General features: G+C 72.5%; 13 protein-coding genes. 5 read left to right on the top strand and 8 right to left on the bottom strand.

Annotated elements, in window-relative coordinates:
* Positions 1–61 precede the first annotated feature (61 nt).
* The 6 genes from ACWEGE_RS33050 to ACWEGE_RS33075 form a co-directional block, all read right to left on the bottom strand.
* Positions 62–1,801, bottom strand: a complete 1,740-nt coding sequence (locus tag ACWEGE_RS33050) for an SGNH/GDSL hydrolase family protein (protein WP_449664381.1) — start codon at positions 1,799–1,801, stop codon at positions 62–64.
* Positions 1,802–1,815: 14 nt separating this feature from the next.
* A complete protein-coding gene (locus ACWEGE_RS33055; RefSeq protein WP_449664382.1) occupies positions 1,816–4,941 on the bottom strand; it encodes a family 78 glycoside hydrolase catalytic domain in 3,126 nt (1,041 codons plus the stop codon).
* Between the two features lie 87 nt (positions 4,942–5,028).
* Positions 5,029–5,379 (bottom strand): UBP-type zinc finger domain-containing protein, encoded by a 351-nt coding sequence (locus ACWEGE_RS33060; RefSeq protein ID WP_449664383.1) that lies wholly within the window; start codon positions 5,377–5,379, stop codon positions 5,029–5,031.
* Between the two features lie 86 nt (positions 5,380–5,465).
* Positions 5,466–6,191, bottom strand: a complete 726-nt coding sequence (locus ACWEGE_RS33065) for an ABC transporter permease (protein WP_449664384.1) — start codon at positions 6,189–6,191, stop codon at positions 5,466–5,468.
* The gene (locus ACWEGE_RS33070) at positions 6,188–6,913 is read right to left on the bottom strand and encodes an ABC transporter ATP-binding protein (RefSeq protein WP_449664385.1); all 726 of its coding nucleotides are present in this window, start codon (positions 6,911–6,913) and stop codon (positions 6,188–6,190) included. Before ACWEGE_RS33070 ends, ACWEGE_RS33065 begins: the two co-directional genes overlap by 4 nt.
* Before the next feature lie 171 nt (positions 6,914–7,084).
* Positions 7,085–9,961, bottom strand: a complete 2,877-nt coding sequence (locus ACWEGE_RS33075) for a glycoside hydrolase family 9 protein (protein WP_449664386.1) — start codon at positions 9,959–9,961, stop codon at positions 7,085–7,087.
* 244 nt (positions 9,962–10,205) lie between these two features.
* Here ACWEGE_RS33075 and ACWEGE_RS33080 point away from each other — a divergent pair, with 244 nt between their 5' ends.
* Entirely contained in the window at positions 10,206–11,834 is a 1,629-nt protein-coding gene (locus tag ACWEGE_RS33080; RefSeq protein WP_449664387.1) for a glycoside hydrolase family 27 protein, read from the top strand.
* 153 nt (positions 11,835–11,987) lie between these two features.
* Positions 11,988–12,221, top strand: a complete 234-nt coding sequence (locus tag ACWEGE_RS33085) for a hypothetical protein (RefSeq protein ID WP_449664388.1) — start codon at positions 11,988–11,990, stop codon at positions 12,219–12,221.
* A gap of 315 nt (positions 12,222–12,536) precedes the next feature.
* Here the strand turns inward: ACWEGE_RS33085 and ACWEGE_RS33090 are convergent, their stop codons facing one another.
* Both ACWEGE_RS33090 and ACWEGE_RS33095 read right to left on the bottom strand, forming a co-directional pair.
* A complete protein-coding gene (locus ACWEGE_RS33090; RefSeq protein ID WP_449664389.1) occupies positions 12,537–12,890 on the bottom strand; it encodes a hypothetical protein in 354 nt (117 codons plus the stop codon).
* A gap of 552 nt (positions 12,891–13,442) precedes the next feature.
* Positions 13,443–13,802: a hypothetical protein gene (locus ACWEGE_RS33095; protein ID WP_449664390.1), complete on the bottom strand. Its 360-nt coding sequence runs from the start codon at positions 13,800–13,802 to the stop codon at positions 13,443–13,445.
* Positions 13,803–14,210: 408 nt separating this feature from the next.
* Between ACWEGE_RS33095 and ACWEGE_RS33100 the strand changes: the two genes are divergently transcribed.
* Genes ACWEGE_RS33100 through ACWEGE_RS33110 form a run of 3 tightly spaced genes read left to right on the top strand, consistent with a single transcriptional unit; the run spans position 14,211 to position 17,238 of the window.
* Entirely contained in the window at positions 14,211–15,047 is an 837-nt protein-coding gene (locus ACWEGE_RS33100; protein ID WP_449664391.1) for a hypothetical protein, read from the top strand.
* Positions 15,044–16,009, top strand: a complete 966-nt coding sequence (locus tag ACWEGE_RS33105) for a polysaccharide deacetylase family protein (RefSeq protein ID WP_449664392.1) — start codon at positions 15,044–15,046, stop codon at positions 16,007–16,009. The genes ACWEGE_RS33100 and ACWEGE_RS33105 overlap by 4 nt, the downstream gene beginning before the upstream one ends.
* Positions 16,006–17,238, top strand: coding sequence for an O-antigen ligase family protein (locus tag ACWEGE_RS33110; protein WP_449664393.1), 1,233 nt, complete (start codon positions 16,006–16,008; stop codon positions 17,236–17,238). The genes ACWEGE_RS33105 and ACWEGE_RS33110 overlap by 4 nt, the downstream gene beginning before the upstream one ends.
* Positions 17,239–17,263 lie beyond the last annotated feature (25 nt).

The following is a 17,263-nucleotide window of genomic DNA, read 5'->3' on the forward strand; positions in this document are numbered from 1 at the left end:
CGGAGGAACTTGCGCCGGCGGGTGGTACCGCGGTACCACCCGCCGGCTCCCGGGTGGACGGTCACAGCCGGTCGAGCGGGACCGCGGCGGCCATGGCGTGGTACCCCGCGTCGCCCGGGTGGAGGTGGTCGCCGGAGTCGTACACCGCCCGCATCGCCTCGGGGTCGGCCGGGTCGCGGACGGCCGCGTCGAAGTCCACGACGTCGTCGAACACGCCGCCGTTGTCCCGGATGAAGGCGTTCACCCGGTTCCGCGCGGCCAGGTGCGCGTCGCTGCTGCAGCCGCAGCCCTTGATCGGGGTGAGCGTGCCGGCGAGCACCCGGATGCGGGCGGCGTGCAGCTCGGCGGCGAGCTGCTTCAGCCCGGCGACGACGTCCTCGGCGCTCGCCCCGGTGTTGATGTCGTTGATGCCTTCGAGGACGATCGCGGTCCGCGCGCCGGGCTGGCTCGTCAGGTCGTGGTTCAGCCGGGCCAGTGCGTTCACCCCCGCCGTGCGGCCGTCGGGGTAGCCGCTGAAGGCGTCCTGCAGGATCCGGTTGCCCGAGATGCCCTGGTTCACCACGGCCCGGCCCGGCAGCCGCCGGGCCAGGAAGTCCGGCCAGTGGCTGTTCGTGTTCGGCGTGGACGACCAGCCGTCGGTGATCGAGTCGCCGAACGCGACGACCGTGCCGGTGCCGCCCGGCCCGGCCACGTCGATCCCGGCCAGGACGGTCCAGAAGCCGAACGTGCCCGCGGAGGGGAACGTGACACCGTCGCCCGTGTGGTCCCCGGTGCCGTCGGCCGTGGTGTACATCTCCTGCAGCGCGACGCTGTGCATGGGCGCGTTGGTCACCGTTCCCTTCAGGTACAGGCTGACCAGCAGGTCCGCGCCCGCGGGGACGGTGAACGGCAGGGGGTCGCTCGTCGCCTGACCGCCCGCGGGCAGCGCGGCTTCGCGGCGCCCGCCGAAGGTGAGCGTCACCGGCGTGCGCGCCGGGACCGCCCCGACGCTCCGGACCGCGACGGTCGCGTGGCCGACGACCAGTGGCCCGGGGTCGTAGGCGTTGTCCAGCCGGACCCGCACCTGGCTGCCGCCGCGGCTGGTGTGCGCCACCATGCGCAGCGTGCGTTCGGTCCACGGCCAGGGCGCGAGGCCGTCGTCCGTCGCCGTGGCCCAGGTCGCCGTCCACGGGCCTGCGGTGGGCCGGGTACCGATCGCGAAGACGTGCAGGCGGCCGCCCGAGCCGGTCTTCGGCAGGGTGACGGCGGTGACCGCGGCTCCGGGGTCGAGCGGGACGGAGACGGTGTAGAGCTTGGCCGGGACCGCACCCGGGCCGTCCGGGGTGTTCCACCGCGGGAACGCCACGGTCAGCCTGCTGCCCGGCCCGACGATCCAGTCGGGCGCGCCCAGCCGGAAGTCCCGGACGTGCCCGTCGGCGTATTCGAGCGTCCCGGTGCCCTCGGCCGCCGCTCCGGTGCTGGTCACCAGGAACGACAGCGCCGCGCCGGCGAACCGGCCGCGGATGCGCTGGCCGTCGGCGACGACGTTGTCCGGCGTGCCCGGCGCGGCGGCGGGCAGCCGCAGCGGCGCGCCGCCGACGGTGACGACCCCGCCGCGGGACCAGCCGGCGGCGGTGAAGTCCTCGGCGACCAAGCTGTGCCCGAAGCCGTCGAGGTCCGCGCTTCCCGGCGACGCCGCCGGGCTGGTACCGGCGTTGTCGAAGGCGGCGGCGAGGTCGGGGTAGGTGACAGCCGCGTCCGCCGGCCCGGCCGGGGCGAGGAGACCGGCGGCCAGCAGTGCGGTCGGCAAGATCCGTTTCACGGGTTCTCCTCGGGTCAGGGGCAGTGGCGGGCGGTGAACTTCGACGTGCCGGAGCCGACGGGGATCCGTTGCCCCGTGGGCAGGGTGACCGTGGCCGTCGCGTTGACCGGCACGGTGACCGTGAGGTCGAAGCGGCAGCCGGTCTGCGTCCACTCGGACGCGACGAGCCCGCGGACGGTGTCGATCGACGCCGCGACGTGCCCGAGCCCGGCCGGTACCCGCGGGGCGATGGCGATCGAGGCGTAGCCCGGCGACGCGGGCGTGATGCCGGCGAACTGGGTGTAGAAGGCGGCGTTGATCCCGGCGAACATCGCGTGGTCGTGGGTTTCCATGCCGGACTCGTACGTCCACTGCTCCCACGGCGTCGTCGCGCCGCGGCCGATTTCGTACCCGAAGCCGGGATAGGTCTGCTGGCGCAGCACGGTCAGCGCGACGTCGATGCGGCCGGCCTTGGCGAGCGCCTCGGGCAGGTACCGGGTGCCGAAGATGCCGGTGTCGAGGTGACCGCCGTCCTTGGTCAGGATCGTGTCGGCGAGCTTCGCGCCGACCGCGGCCACCTTGTCCGGTGGCACGATCCCGAAGGCGAGCGGGAGGATGCCGGCCGTCTGCCGGCCGTCGCCGTAGGTGGCGCCGACGAGGAAGTGCGCGTTGAACGCGGCGGCGATCGCCTTGGTCAGTTCCGCGAAGTGCGCCGCGTCGGCGGTCTTTCCCAGTGCCTGCGCGGCTTTCGCGACGTCGTCGGCCTGCCGGTAGGACAGCGCGGTGTTCACCAGCGAACGCTCGCTGAAGCACGCTCCCGCCGAAGGGTTTCCCTGGCCGCCGTTGGCGTTCGGGCTCCGGTCGGGTGGGCACCAGTCGCCGAAGCCGCGGTCGTCCGGCCGGATGTGGCCGGGGTAGGCGGCCGCGTTGGTGTCCACGAACGTCTTCATCGCCGGGTACGCGGCGGCCAGCCGCGACAGGTTGCCGTACTGCTCGTAGAGCGACCAGGCCAGGTCGACCGAGCCGCCGCCCATGTCCGGCAGCTGGGCGTTCCCGTCGTCGCTGGGCAACGCCGTCCCGGGCGGGAGGTCGAGCAGGTACTTGCCGTAGAAGGCTTCCATGCCGAAGTCGAGGACCGACGCGCCGTGGTAGGCCTGCACGTCCATGCCCGGCGGCGTCCGCTCGTCGCGGACGGGGTTGTCGGTGGGCAGGCTCATCGAGTTGTTCAGCACCGCGCGCCGGTTGTTCGCCCAGATCGCGTTCAGCAGCGGATCCGACGTCTCGACGTGCCCGGTGGCGGCGACGTCGGCGTGCACGACGCGGCCGGCGACGCTGTCGAGGTCCGGCGTCCCCGGGAAACCGGTGAGCTCGAGGTAGCGGAAGCCGTGGTAGGTGAACCGGGGCTCGTAGACCTGGACGCCCCGTGCGGCGCCGAGGGTGTAGGAGTCGGTGGAGGCGGCGTTGCGGTTGGTCGCGGTGTCGAGCGTCCCGTCGCCGGCCAGCTCTTCCGCGGTGCGCATCCGCACGGTCGTGCCGGACGGCCCGGCGACCCGCAACCGCGCCCAGCCCGCGAAGTTCTCGCCGAAGTCGTAGACGTACACGCCGTTCCGCGGCTGCGTCACGGCGACGGGCCGGACGGTGCGGACGACCCGGACCGGCGGCGCGGTCGAGCCGGTGAGCTCCCCGGCCGGGGCGTCCGCGGTCCGCACCGGGTGCCAGGCGGAGTCGTCGAAGCCCGGCCGGTCCCAGCCGGGTTTCTCGGCGCGGGCGTCGTAGCTTTCCCCGGCGTAGAGGTCGTTGGCCGTCACCGGGCCGTCCGACCAGCGCCACGAGCCGTCGGTCGTGATCGTCCGGCTGGTTCCGTCGGTGAAGGTGACGGCCAGCGCGAGGATGGCCTGCTTCGGGCCGGTCCAGCGGAAGCCGTACTGGCTGAAGCGCGGCCCGTACCCGTTGCCCAGCCACAGGCCGGCCGCATTCCGTCCTTTGTGGACCAACGGCGTGACGTCGTAGGAGTCGTGGAGCAGGCGCCGGTCGTAGGGGGTGTTCCCCGGCGTCAGCACCTGGTCGCCGGCTTTTCCGCCGTTGAGGTGCAGTTCGTAGAAGCCGAGGCCGTAGGCGTACGCGCGGGCGCTCGCGACCGGCTTGTCCAGGACGAATTCGGTGCGCAGCAGCGGCGCGTCCGGCGACTGGGCGAGCAGGAGCGGATCGCCCTGGGGTTCGAGCCTGCCGTCGGCGACCGCGGCTCCGGGGAACCGGGCGTCCGGAGCGGACGAGAAGTCGTCGGAGAACAGCGGGGTGCCGTCGAGGCCGTGCACGGCCAGGTTGTCGTAGGCGGCGGCTTCGGGCGTGCCCTGGCTGACCGAGGTGCGGAACCCGATGGTGCCGGCGCGCACCGCGTCGACGGTCCGCGCGTCGGCTTCGGTGCCGTCGACCGTCGTGACGACGGTGCTCCCCCGCGCTTCGATCCGCAGGTGGTGCGGGGCGTTCGCGGTCTGCGGGGTGATGACCGGGCTCAGGTCGGTTTCCCCGAGGAGCGAGAACGACCCGTGGCTCTTGGCGTGCGGGCGCAGCAGCACCTTGCCCGGCGTCTCGGCCGCGTTCACCTGCCACATCAGGAAGTCGTCGGGGCCGGCGGCCCGGAAGACCACGCCCGCGGCCGCGGCCTTGATCGTGAAGTCGACGTCGAGGACGAAGTCCTGCCAGGCGTAGGCGTCCCCGGTGTCGGGCGTGATCCACCGGGCGCCGGACCAGCCGGCCCCGGTCTCCCACCACGCGGGCGCGGCCTTGGCCGGTGGCCCGCCGCGCGTGCCCCAGACTTCGACGGTCCAGTAGTTGCGCTTCCCCACCGCTGGTCCTCGGTAAGGAACGGCCACGGAATCGCCGCTGGTGACCCGGCCGCTGTCCCAGACGTCGGCGCGGTCCTGGTCGAGCAGCCGCGGGTCGCTCGCGACGAGGATCCGGTACGCCGTCTGCCGCTCTCCGGGCTTCTCGGAGCGGAGCTTCCAGCTCAGCGTCGGGGCGGGGCCGGCGGCCAGGGGGTTGACAACGTTGTCGACGCGCAGGTCGCCGACCTGGATCGCCGCACCGGGCGCGGCGGCACTTTGCGGGGCGATCAGGAGGAGGGCGGACAGGACGGCGAGCAGCACGCGATATCCGGACATGAACGCTCCACGACATTGTTGAAACGTTTCAAGCCAGAATATCACTCGATAGAGGTACCGCCTAGGTTGTCCACGAGACAGGAACGGTCAGCGGTGCAGGCGCCGGGCCCAGTCTTCGGGCACCCGACCGGCAGGCCCGGGCGCGGCCTGCTCGAGCGGCCGGTGTTCGGGAGCGGCGAGCGCGGGCCCGGACTCGTACAGCACCTCGTCGCGGTAGTCCCAGAACCACTCTTCGCCGGGCTCGAAGCTGCGCGCCAGCCGGTGCCCGCTCGCGGCGGCGTGGCCGCTGGCGTGCCGGCCGGGCGAGGAGTCGCAGCACCCGATGTGCCCGCATTCCGCACAGCGCCGGAGGTGGAACCACCAGCCCTGCGGATCGGCGGCATCGCAGTCCGCGCAACCCGTGCCACTGGGCGGCACCGACGGATCCACTCCTTGCATGCGCACTCCTCTGCTCGGTCCGGCACCGGACTCCGCCCACTTTAAGCGCGACGGCGGCCCGGCCACAGGCGGCCGGTGACCCCGCTTCACGGGGTGCGGCGGCGCAGCGTCGCCGCACCCAGCAGCAGCGCCAGGACGACGCAGCCGGCGATGATCCCGATGTTGCGGACCAGCGTGCCGTCGATCTCGGCCGAGCGGGTCACCTGGGTGAGCGCGTCCACCGCGTAGGACAGCGGCAGGACGTCCGACACCGCACTCAGCACCCAGCCCATTTCCCCGCGCGGGACGAACAGGCCGCACAGCAGGAACTGCGGCAGCACGAACACCGGCAGGAACTGGATCGCCTGGAACTCGGTGCGGGCGAACGCGCTGACGAACAGGCCGAGCGCGGTGCCGAGCAGCGCGTCCAGCACCACGATGAGCAGCAGGACCCAGACCGAGCCCGCGATGTCCAGGCCGAGCCAGGTCAGGGAGATCCCGGCCGCCACGACCACCTGCAGGGTCGCCAGCAGGCCGAACGCCATCGCGTAGCCGAGCAGCAGGTCGAGCTTGCCGATCGGCAGCGTCATCAGGCGGGTCAACGTCCCCGTCGTGCGCTCGCGCAACGTCGTCACCGAGGTCAGCAGGAACATGATGGTGAACGGGAAGATGCCCAGCAGGGCCGGCGCGACCGCGCTGAACCGCTGCTCCGAGTTGAGCACGTACCGCAGCAGGATCATCAGCACGCTGGGCACCGCGACCAGCAGCACCACCGTGCGCGGGTCGTGCCGCAGCTGGGTGAGGATCCGGCGGGTGGTGGCCGGCGCGCTCATCGCGCCGCCTCCGCGCGTCCCCTGATCAGGCGCAGGAACGCCTGCTCGAGATCGGGCGCGCCGGTCCGCGTCCGCAGGGCCTCCGGGGTGCCGCGGGCGAGGACCTTCCCGCGGTGCAGCAGCAGGAGGTCGTCGCAGCGCGCGGCTTCGTCCATCACGTGGCTGGAGATCAGCAGCGTGACGCCGGTGGCGGCCAGGTCGTGGAACAGCTTCCAGAGCTCGTCGCGCAGCTCGGGGTCGGACCCGACCGTCGGCTCGTCCAGCACCAGCAGCTCGGGGGTGCCCAGCAGCGCCGCCGCCAGGTTCGCCCGGCCGCGCTGGCCGCCGGAGAGGCGGCCGACCAGGACCCGGGCCGATTCGGTGAGCCCCGTCTGGGTGATCACCCGGTCGACGTCCGATGGCGGCGTGCCGAGCACCGCGGCGAAGTAGCGCAGGGCCTCGGTGACCGTCAGGTCCGCGTAGATCGCCGGGTCCTGGGTCGCGTAGCCGATCCGGCGGCGCAGCTCGGGGTGGCCCGCGGGCCTGCCGAGCACGTCCACCCGCCCGGACTCGACGATCTGGACGCCGACGATCGAACGCATCAGCGTGCTCTTGCCGCAGCCGTTCGGCCCCAGCAGGCCGGTCACCGTCCCGCGCCGCACGGTGAACCCGATGTCGCGCAGCACCTCTTCGCCGCCGCGGCGGACGCGCAGGTCCGCGACGACGATCGCCGGCTCGTCCACGGCGTCCGCTCCTTCCGCCCCGGACCACTCATGGTGAGCGCCGGTCCGGGCGGAGACAAGAGGGAGAAAAGTGCGGGCAGGTGCGCCGAGGGGGGAGGAGGCGCACCTGCCCGCGGATGTGACGTTAGCGGACTCTTCGTCAGTTCGCCGATCGAGCGACCGGAACGGGTGTCAGCCGCACGTCCTGCCGTTCACCGCGAACGCCGTGGGACTCGCGTTGCTGCCCGTGTAGCTGCCGTTGAAGCCGATCGAGACCGACTTGCCCGGCGCCACCGACGCGTTCCAGGGCAGCGCCGTGGCGGTGACGTTCGCGCCGGACTGCGCCCAGGTCGCCGACCAGCCCTGGGTCACCTTCTGGTTCCCCGGGAAGGCGAACTTCAGGACCCAGTTCGACCACGCCGCCGTCCCGCTGTTGGTCACCGTGACGTAGGCCGTGAAGCCGCCGGACCAGCTGTTCGCCGTGTAGGTCACCGAGCAGCCGCCGCCCGAGGCGTCCGGCAGGGTCGTGAACTGCGTCGACGCCGAATCCGGGCCGGTCAGGCCCGCGCCGTTGCGGGCGACCACGACCAGGGTGTACGCGGTCGACGGCGAGAGCCCGGTCAGGGTCGCGCCGGTCCCGGTGACGGTGGCGAGGACCTTGCGGGCCGTGCCGGTCACGCTGACGACGTCGTAGTTCTTGATCCCGCTCTCCGCGTCCGAGGACGCCGTCCAGGTCACCGTCGCGCCGGTGGCGGACACCGCCGAGACAGCGGGCTTGCCCGCCGCGGCCGGGGCGGTCGTGTCCACCGCGGACGGCGACTTCTCCGCCGTCCAGTTCGCCAGCCAGGCCAGCGCCGAGTTCCAGTTGATGGCGACCTCGTTCACCGAGTAGGCCTGGATGTCGTCGACGAAGCAGCGCTGGGGTGCGCAGCCGGCGAGCAGCCGGGCCGCCGTCGGGTCCTGCAGGCCGCTGTTCGGCCCGCCGGACAGCGCGCCGGGCGGCGCGGTCGGCAGCGACGGGTCCAGCTCGTGCGCCCAGAACCGGTGGTGCACGTTCTGCACCGCCTGGTCGCCGTGGCCGGAGACGTAGGAGTAGTTCGCCGGGTTGCGGCCCAGCAGGTAGTCCATGGCCTGGAAGGCGCCGTCGCGGTACTTGTCCAGCTTGGTGAAGTCGTACGCCAGCGCGAGCACGACGCCGTTGTTGGCCACCAGGCCGTTGGAGCCCCATTCGTAGGTGCCGTCGGCGGTCCGGTAGGGCGCGGGGTAGCCCATGCCCGCCATCTGGGCGAGGTGGCTGTCGGCCGTCGTGGTGATCGCCGCCTTGATCGCCGCGACGTCCGCCGCGGGCAGGTCGGTGGGCACCAGGGCGAGCGTGATGTCGCCGAGCGCGCCCGTCGAGCCCCAGTCGAAGCCGTGGGTGTTGAAGCTGACGCCGCGGTAGAGCGAGGATCCGGTGACGTCGGTGCGGTACGCGCTCTTCGCCGTCGTCGCGAACAGCTCCGCGGCCGCCCAGTAGAACTCGTCGGTCACGGTGTTGTCGCTGTAGGTCCCGCCGCCGGTGCCGTCGTTCGGGTCGGCGAGCACGTTCGGGTTGGCCTTCGCCGCGGCGTACGCCTTCTCGGCCGCCGCGAGCAGCTTCGCCGAGTACGTGGGATCGATGGTCCGCCACAGCCGGGACGCCTGCGCCGCCACCGCGGCCGTGTTCAGCGTGGCCGCCGTGCTCGGCGCGGAGAGCCGGCGCGGCTGGCTGTCCTGGTCGGGCCGGGTGGGCAGGCTGGTCCAGGCCGCGTCGTGGATCTTGTGGTGCACCATGCCCGCGTTCGGCTTGCCGTCGGGCACCTGCATGGAGAGCAGGAAGTCGAGCTCCCAGCGGGCTTCGTCGAGGATGTCGGGGACGCCGTTGGCCCGCTCCGGGATGGCCAGCTTCCCGTCGCCCAGCGCGCTCGCGTCGCCCAGCTTCAGCGCGCGCTCGTACTCGTCGAGCAGCTCCCAGGTCGCGATGCCGCCGTTGACGACGTACTTGCCGTGGTCACCGGCGTCGTACCAGCCGCCGCGCACGTCGAGGGTGTAGCCGCAGTTCAGGTCCGACCGGCAGGGGACGTTGTTGTCGCCCTGGTTCGGCGCGACGTTCACGTGGCCGGCGGGGCGCGCGTAGGTGGCCCCGACGTACTGGGCGTCGATCGCGATCCCGCTGCGCTGGTGGTAGAAGAACGCCAGCGAGTCGTAGCGCAGCTTCTTCAGCCCGTCGGCGGCGATGTCGAACGGGAAGCTGGTTTCGGAGCCGACGGCGAGGGTGTACCCGGTGCCCGCGGTGTCGTAGGCGGAGAAGTCGATGTCGTGGACGTTCTCGCCGGAGGCGGCGTCCGCCCCGCGGGGCCGGGTCTGCCCGGTGGCCACCGCGGTGCCGGCGGCGTTGCGCAACGTCCAGGTCACCGGGCTCGTCGAGCTGTTGATCACCGTGGCGTGCTTGGGCAGGCCGGGGGTGTAGCTCTCCTGGTTCACCCGGATGCCGCTCGTCGGCGGCAGGCCGCCGGGCGGGATCACCCCGCCGATCAGCGAGATGTTGTCCAGGCAGACGGTGTTGTTCGCGGCCTGGCCCCCGAACCAGAAGGCCAGCTGGCCGTTGCCCGCGGCCGGGAAGTCCAAAGTGGACGTGAAGGTGACGGTGAAGTGCTGGGTCGAGGGCGTGACCGTCAGGTCGGTGCGGGAGATCTGCCGGTAGGGCGAGACGGACTCGCCCGCGACAGCGGAGATCTGCTGGGTGGTCGTCGCGTGCGCGTCGAACTTCAGCGTGTACTGCTGCCCCGCCTCGAACGGGACGCCGTTCTGGCCGACGAGGGCGTCGTAGCCGTTGGCCGTGCCGCCGGTGACGTCGGTGCAGAACTCCCCGCCGGTGACGCGGCCGGTGGTCCCGGCCCCGGCCCACCAGGGGTCGAGGGTGCCACTGGCGAAGGTGCCGTTGAGCAGCCGCTCGTAGTCCGCGGCCGACGCGGGCACCGAACCCGCCGTCAGCCCGAGCGTCGTCACCGCCAGTAACACCAGTCCAGCCCGGAATTTCCTTGCCCGCATTCGCCATCTCCTCGTCGTCGAGCCAGGCGTACATGGGAGCGCTCCCAGACAGGGGACTGTAATCACGCGTGTGCGGCTTTGGCAATGATCGCGGGAGGAGGGTGGACGCGGTACCGGCCTTCGTCTATACATACGTGGGCCACCGGGTCAGCCAAAGCGAAACTTTCGGAAAGTTTCAGGGCCGTCAGCGAAACCAGAAAATGTTAACGCTAACTCTCGGTCCCCCGTCCGGAAAGGGGCAACGATGCCCGCTCGAACCCGTTCACGGGTCCTGCACCTGCTCGCCGCGACGGCCGCCGCGCTGTCGTTGTCCACGGCCGTGCCGCCGGCCGCCGTCGCCGCCCCCGGCAGCCCGGCGGTGACCCCGCCACTGGGCTGGAACAGCTGGAACAGCTTCGGCTGCAACGTCTCCGAGTCCACCATCCACCAAGCGGCCGACGCGATGGTCTCCTCCGGCATGCGCGACGCGGGCTACCAGTACGTCGTCGTCGACGACTGCTGGTTCGACCCGCAGCGCGACGCCCAGGGCAACCTGCGCGGCAACGCCTCGAAGTTCCCCAGCGGCATGAAGGCCCTCGGCGACTACATCCACGCCCGCGGCCTGAAGTTCGGCATCTACCAGGTCCCCACCGACCGCACGTGCGCCCAGCGCGGCGGCACCTACCCCGGCTCGACCGGCAGCCAGGGCCACGAAGCCCAGGACGCCCGCACGTTCGCCTCTTGGGGCGTCGACTACCTCAAGTACGACTGGTGCTCCCCCGCCGGCACCCGCGACGAGCAGGTCAGCCGCTTCGGCCTGATGCGCGACGCGCTGCGCGGCACCGGGCGGCCGATCGTCTACAGCATCAACCCCAACAGCTACCACGCCATCACCGGCGACAAGTACGACTGGGGCCAGGTCGCCGACCTGTGGCGCACCACCGAAGACCTGCTCGACATCTGGCAGAACGGCAACACCAACAGCTACCCGATGGGCGTCGGCAACGTCCTCGACGTCACCGCCCCGCTGGCCGCGCAGGCCGGGCCCGGGCACTGGAACGACCCGGACATGCTCGTGGTCGGCCGCCCCGGGCTGTCGCTGACCGAGTCCCGCGCCCACTTCGCGCTCTGGGCTTTGCTGGCCGCGCCGCTGATGGCGGGCAACGACATCCGCAGCATGTCCTCGGACATCAGCGCGGTCCTGCGCAACCCCCGCCTGCTGGCGGTCGACCAGGACAGCCTCGGCGCCGGCGGCCGCCGGGTCCGCGACGACGGCAATGTCGAGGTGTTCGCCAAGCCGCTGTCCGACGGGTCCGTCGCCGTCGGGCTGCTCAACCGCGGCAGCGGCACGACGACCGTCAGCACCACCGCGGCGCAGGTCGGGCTCAACGGGACGTCGTTCACCCTGACCGACCTGTGGACCGGCGGCACGTCCGCCACGAGCGGCTCGATCAGCGCGAGCGTGCCCGCCCACGGTGTCGCGGCGTACCGCGTTTCCGGTGGTACGCCCCTCGCCGCCACGACGTCACGGCTGCGCGGCTCCGGCTCGAACCGTTGCCTCGACGTCGACAACGCCTCGACCGCCTCGGGCGCGGGCACGCTGATCTGGGACTGCCAGACCGCCGCCAACCAGCTCTGGACCACCTGGGAGAACGGCGAAATCCGGGTCTTCGGCGACAAGTGCCTCGACGGCGGCTCGAGCGGCGCCCAGGTGCTGAGCCGCTCGTGCACCGGGCAGAACAACCAGAAGTGGACGCTCGGCTCGGACGGCACGCTCAAGAACGTCCAATCAGGACTGTGCCTCGACGCCGAAGGCGCGGCGACGGCCAACGGGACCCGGGCGATCCTGTGGTCCTGCAACGGCCAGGCGAACCAGAAGTGGAGCCGCGTCTGACGGCCGCGTGCAGGCGTTCCTCGATCGTGCGGACCGGGACCGTCCCGGCCGAGGAGCCTTCTCACCTGACCGAGGGACACGGTTGCGGTAACGCGCGGGCGGTAACGGAGCGATAACGAGGTACGGACCGCCCGACAGCAGGAGAACCTTCTCGTGGAAACACCGTGCCGAGGCCCCATCGACGTCACCCGGGTCACCGGGTTCGACACCGGCACCGCCGACCCCGACGACCTCCGCCGCGCCGTCGCGGCGTCACCCGGCTACACGCGCGCCGCCACCGAACACCGGGAGGCGTTGCTGGACATCGTGCTGCGGGTGGGCACCACGCCCGTTCCGGAGCCGAGACGCCGGCTCGGGGTCGTCGGGAGACTGCTCGGCCGCCGGTAGCGACGGCGAAAGCCGCGACCGGGATCCGGTCGCGGCTGTGCTCCGCGGGGCTTCGCCCGGGCCGGGGGCTGCGCCACCCGGACCCGAAAAGCGAGTCCGTCGTCTGCGCCGGGTGGGGCCGGCGCACCGGCTTCGCCCGGTGGCCGGTCCCACCCGTGCCGGCGTCGGCGCCGGGTCGGTGCGTGCCCGGAACGGGGAACCGGAGTGTGCAGCTCGCTCCCTGTTCCGGGCACGCCGCACGACATCAGGCGCGGCGCCGGTTTCCGCACCCCGGCCGGCATCCGCACACACAACGGGCGGCCGTGGCGCGGGGACTCAGTGGCCCTGGCTCGTGCCACCGTCGGCGATACCGCCCGAGGCGCAGTTCTCCGGGTTCTCGCCGCTGGCCTCGTGCTCGCCCGGCGACAGGATCGGCACGCCGATGCCGTTGAGCGAGTTCTGGATCGGCACCTGGACGCCGAGCACGTTGATGTTGTTGTCGCACACGCCGAGGACGGCGTTGACGTTGTGCAGCACGTCGGTGTTGTTCAGGTTGAGCAGGCCGAGCTGGCCGGTGTGGCCACCGTGGTGGTGGTCGTGGCCGTCCGGCGTGCCGGCGGCCGCGACGCCACCCGCCAGGAAGGCGCCGGCCGCCATGGCGGCCGTGACGAAGCCGATCTTCTTCAGCATTTGTTCTCCTCGATTGTTCGGTGCATCGGACAGGACGGCGGCGAGGTGTGTGTTTCTCCGTCCCGCGTGAGGAAAACGTACTGAAACAATGGAAACGATTCCACTTCGTGCCACCATCGAGTGCGCCCGGAAAGCCGCTGACCGCGCGACGGTTGACCCGATCGGGTCAGCGGGGTTCACCGCGGAAAAACCGTTTCACGTAAATCGCACCCGATTCGCACACTCGTTCCGGCGGCAACCACCCGAATAATCGCGGCGGAAACGCGGTCGGCACCGTAGGCTCGGATACACGGAAGCCCGTTCCCCTCGACCCCGGGAGCAGGTATCCGGCTGGTGAACCGGCGAGGCGTGAACCCCACAGCCGAGCCCGCAGCCGGGCGACGCACGGCCTCGCCGGTTCCAGCCGCCGCACAGCAGAAAGCCGCCGCACGGAAACGTTTCCGTGCGGCGGCTTGCGGGGACCGGCCGGCGGCCTCGGGCCGTGACCTTCGACGGTGACGGTCGTGGCGGCCGAGTCGCCGGACGCGGCCGGCCCGGCAGGAGCGGGAACCCTCAGTCGCCCTGGCTGGTGCCGCCGTCGGCGAGCCCGCTGGCGGCGCAGTTGTACGGCGACTCGCCTTCGGCCTCGCTCGCACCCGGCGAGAGGATCGGCACGCCGATGCCGTTGAGCGATTCCTGGACCGGCACCTGGACACCGAGCACGTTGATGTTGTTGTGGCACAGCCCGAGCGTGCCCTGGACGTTGTGCAGCGCGTCGGTGTCGTTCAGGTTCACCAGGCCGACCTGGCCGGTGTGGTCGTAACCGTGGTCGTAACCGTGGTCGCCCTCCGGCGTGCCGGCGGCCGCGATCCCACCGGTGACGAATGCCCCGGCGGCCATGGCGGCAGCAACGAAGCCGATTTTCTTCAGCATGGATTCTCCTCGATAAGACAATTGCCGAAAGCGGCACCCAATGCATTTCTGGCGCCTCGGTGGGAAAAACGTACTGACGGGCCGCCGGGCGTTCCAGCCGGTTCACCGATCGTGTGGGGTGCGCGAACCCCTGACCGGGGTTCGTATAGCTCGAACGGGTGGCCGGCCGGGAGCGCCCCTGGTGCCGGCCGGGAGCCGGCGCGGGTGGGCACCGAACCTTTACTACGCAACGTGTTCCGTCGGCCGGAACACTGCGGTGCGTCACGCTTTGGGGTTGCCTGCGACCCGCGGATCCGTTTCGGAGCGTGACGAATTCCGGAACCCCATCCTTCGAAAGTGAAGACACCTCCGCGTTCCTACGCTTTGCCGAGTCACCCGGTACGCGGTGCGGGACGTGAGGAGTGGTTCGTGGTGGATTACGCGGTGCTCGTGGCGTCCGCGGTGCTCTACGCGGTGGGGATCGTCGCGCAGAGCGTCGCCGCGCGGAGGGCGGGCAACCGGCCGGGCGCAGGGCTGGGCCTGCTGGCCCGGCTCGCCGCCGATCGCCTGTACCTGCTGGGGTTCGCCGGCCAGGTGGGCGGCTTCGCGCTCGCGTTCTTCGCGCGCGCGTCCCTGCCGCTGTACCTGGTGCAGGCCGCGTCGTCGTCGGCCATCGGGCTGGCAACCGCCTTCGGCGTGTTCGTCCTCGGCTGGCGGATCCGCACCGGGGAGGCGATGACCCTGGTACTGCTGGCTTCCGGGCTGGTCGTGCTGGCCGGGTCCTCGTCGGCCTCGGTCGCCACGGACCTGCCGCCGGCCGGGGTCGCCGCGCTGGCGCTCGTCGTGCTCGCCACCGGGCTGGCCATGGTCCCCGCGGGCCGGGCGGGGACGTTCCTGCCTGCCGCGGTACTGTCCGGGGTCGCGTTCGCCGTCGTCGCGGTCGCGAGCCGGACCCTTGCCCACCTCGATCTCGTTGCCCTGCCGGGAAAGCCGCTGACCTGGCTGATGCTGACGGCGGCGGTGCTCGGCCAGGCTTCGATGGCGGCCGCCCTGCAGCGCGGGCCCGCGGCCGCGGTGGTGGCCACCGCCGACGCGACCACCATCGTGCTGGCCTCGGTCACCGGTATCGCCGCGCTCGGCGACCACGTCGTCGCCGGGCAGGGGGCCTGGGTCGCCACCGGGCTCGCCGTGGTCGTGTGCGGCGTCCTGCTGCTCGGCGTGCAGGCACGCGCCGGAGCGCCCGCCCTCGCGGGGGAAGCGGCGTGACCCCGCGGCCGCTCGCGAGCGTCTCGGTCGACCTCGACAACCTGTGGGCCTACCTCAAGACCCACGGCGATCCGGGCTGGCGCGACCGGCCCAGCTTCCTGCCGTCCGCGGTGCCGCGGCTGCTGGAGATCCTCGGCGAGCAGGGCCTGACGACGACGGTCTTCGTCGTGGGCGCCGACGTCGTCCGCGAGGACGGCGCCAAGGCGGTCGCCGAGATCGCCGCGGCCGGGCACGAGGTGGGCAACCACTCCTTCGGCCACGAACCCTGGCTGCACCGCTACTCCCGCGAGCGGCTCGAAGAGGAGCTGAGCCGGACCGAGGACGCGATCACCGCCGCGGGCGCACCCCGGCCGAGCGGGTTCCGCGGCCCCGGCTACAGCGTCACGCGCGACCTGGTCGAGCTGCTCGCCGAGCGCGGCTACGCCTACGACGCCAGCACGCTGCCGACGTGGATCGGCCCGCTGGCCCGCGCCTACCACAACCGCACGGCGAAGGCCTCCGAAGACGGGCTCGGCGAGCTGTTCGGCGGTGTCTCGCGGGTGCTGGCGCCGGTGCACGCCTACCGCTGGCAGACGTGCGTGGGCCGCACGCTGGTCGAGCTCCCGGTGACGACGATGCCGCTGCTGCGCACGCCGATCCACGGTTCGTACCTGCTGCAGCTGCACGAGGTCTCGCCCCGGCTGGCGCGGGCGTACTTCCGGACGGCGTTGCGGCTCTGCCGCGCCCGCGGGGTGTCCCCTTCGCTGCTGTTGCACCCGACCGACGTCCTCGGCGCCGCCGACGCGCCCGGGATGGAGTTCTTCCCCGGGATGGCCACGCCCGGCGCGCGGAAGGTGGCCTGGCTCGGCTGGGTGCTTTCCGCGCTGCGCGAGCACTTCGACGTCGTCGGCACCGGGGAGTACGTCGGCCGGGCGACCGTGCGGCGCACCCGGCCGGTGACCAGATTGGACGCCGGGAGATGACACCGGTCGCGGTCGTCCGGCCGGCAGCGCGCGAAACCCGCGAGGCAACGCTGCTGCGGGTCCTCGCCTGCGCGACCGTCGCGTGCGCGCCGGTCGCGGGCTACCTGACGGCCGTGCAGAGCCAGCTCGGCAAGGTCCCGGCCGCCCTGCTCACCGTGGTGTGGCTCGCCGTGCGGATCCGGCGGCGGCAGCCGCCCAGCCCGGCTCCGCTGCACGCCGTCCTCGCGCTGCTGGCCGTCGTGCTGGCGATGACCGCGTCCGTGCACGCGGCAGGCGGGTTCACCGCCGAATACGCGGTGCGCTGGCTGCCGTTCCTGGTGGTCACCGCGGTGCTCGCGGACGTCGCGAGCCGGGAGGTGCCGGTCCGGTGGCTGCTGCTCGCCGCGGCCGCGGGCGCCACCGTCGCCGGCGCGGGTGCCCTCGTCAGCCTGGTCGCCGGGGGCGAAGCCCGGGCGAGGGGCCCGCAGCCGGACCCGAACGACCTGGCCTACTTCCTCGTCGCCGCCGTCCCGCTGCTCGCGGCGCTGCACCGCCGGGGCCGGGGACTCGTCCTGACCATCGCGGGCGTCGTCCTGGTGGCCGGCGCGACGGCGACGTTCTCGCGCGGCGGCGGGCTCGGTCTGGCCGCCGCGGTCGGCTGGCTGCTGCTGCGCCGGGTGCTGCCGTGGCGGGTGCTCGCCGCGGCGGCCGCGGCGGTCGCCGCGCTGGGGCTCGGCGCCCTCCTGTTCGCCGGGCCGCAGCTGGACCGGGCCCTGCAGGAGAAGAGCTTCATCGCCTCGACCAATGTGGACACCCGGGAGCTGCGCTGGCAGGCGGCGGCCCGGATGCTGACCGCGCACCCGGTGCTCGGCGTCGGCCCCGGCGGGTTTCGCGAGCACTACGCCGCCGAGTCGCACAACGCCGAGGTCGACGAGCAGACCCCGGTGGCGCACAACATGTACCTCGAGGTCGCCGCGGAACTCGGCCTGCCCGGTTTCGCGCTGTTCGCCGGGGTGATCGGCACCGCCGCGGTGGCGAGCGAGCGCACGGTCCGCCGGGCCGGCGGCGGGCCGCTGCGCACGGAAGCGGTCGCGATCCAGGCGTCGCTGCTCGCCGTGCTGGTCACCTCGACGTTCCTGTCCGAGCAGTACTACCTGCCGTTGTGGTCGCTGGCCGCGCTCGCCGTCGCGGCCGAAGCCCGGGTTCCTGAGCCGGCCAAAAGCAGGCCGCCCCCTCGAAGCGGCAGGTAACCGTTGCGACGAAGCCATCCGGCCG

The organism is Amycolatopsis sp. NPDC004747 (assembly GCF_053601335.1).

Bases quoted from the DNA above. Each gene is read 5' to 3' on its own strand.
- ACWEGE_RS33055 (WP_449664382.1), bottom strand. From the start codon at position 4,941: ATGTCCGGATATCGCGTGCTGCTCGCCGTCCTGTCCGCCCTCCTCCTG.
- ACWEGE_RS33060 (WP_449664383.1), bottom strand. From the start codon at position 5,379: ATGCAAGGAGTGGATCCGTCGGTGCCGCCCAGTGGCACGGGTTGCGCG.
- ACWEGE_RS33065 (WP_449664384.1), bottom strand. From the start codon at position 6,191: ATGAGCGCGCCGGCCACCACCCGCCGGATCCTCACCCAGCTGCGGCAC.
- ACWEGE_RS33075 (WP_449664386.1), bottom strand. From the start codon at position 9,961: ATGCGGGCAAGGAAATTCCGGGCTGGACTGGTGTTACTGGCGGTGACG.
- ACWEGE_RS33080 (WP_449664387.1), top strand. From the start codon at position 10,206: ATGCCCGCTCGAACCCGTTCACGGGTCCTGCACCTGCTCGCCGCGACG.
- ACWEGE_RS33090 (WP_449664389.1), bottom strand. From the start codon at position 12,890: ATGCTGAAGAAGATCGGCTTCGTCACGGCCGCCATGGCGGCCGGCGCC.
- ACWEGE_RS33095 (WP_449664390.1), bottom strand. From the start codon at position 13,802: ATGCTGAAGAAAATCGGCTTCGTTGCTGCCGCCATGGCCGCCGGGGCA.
- ACWEGE_RS33110 (WP_449664393.1), top strand. From the start codon at position 16,006: ATGACACCGGTCGCGGTCGTCCGGCCGGCAGCGCGCGAAACCCGCGAG.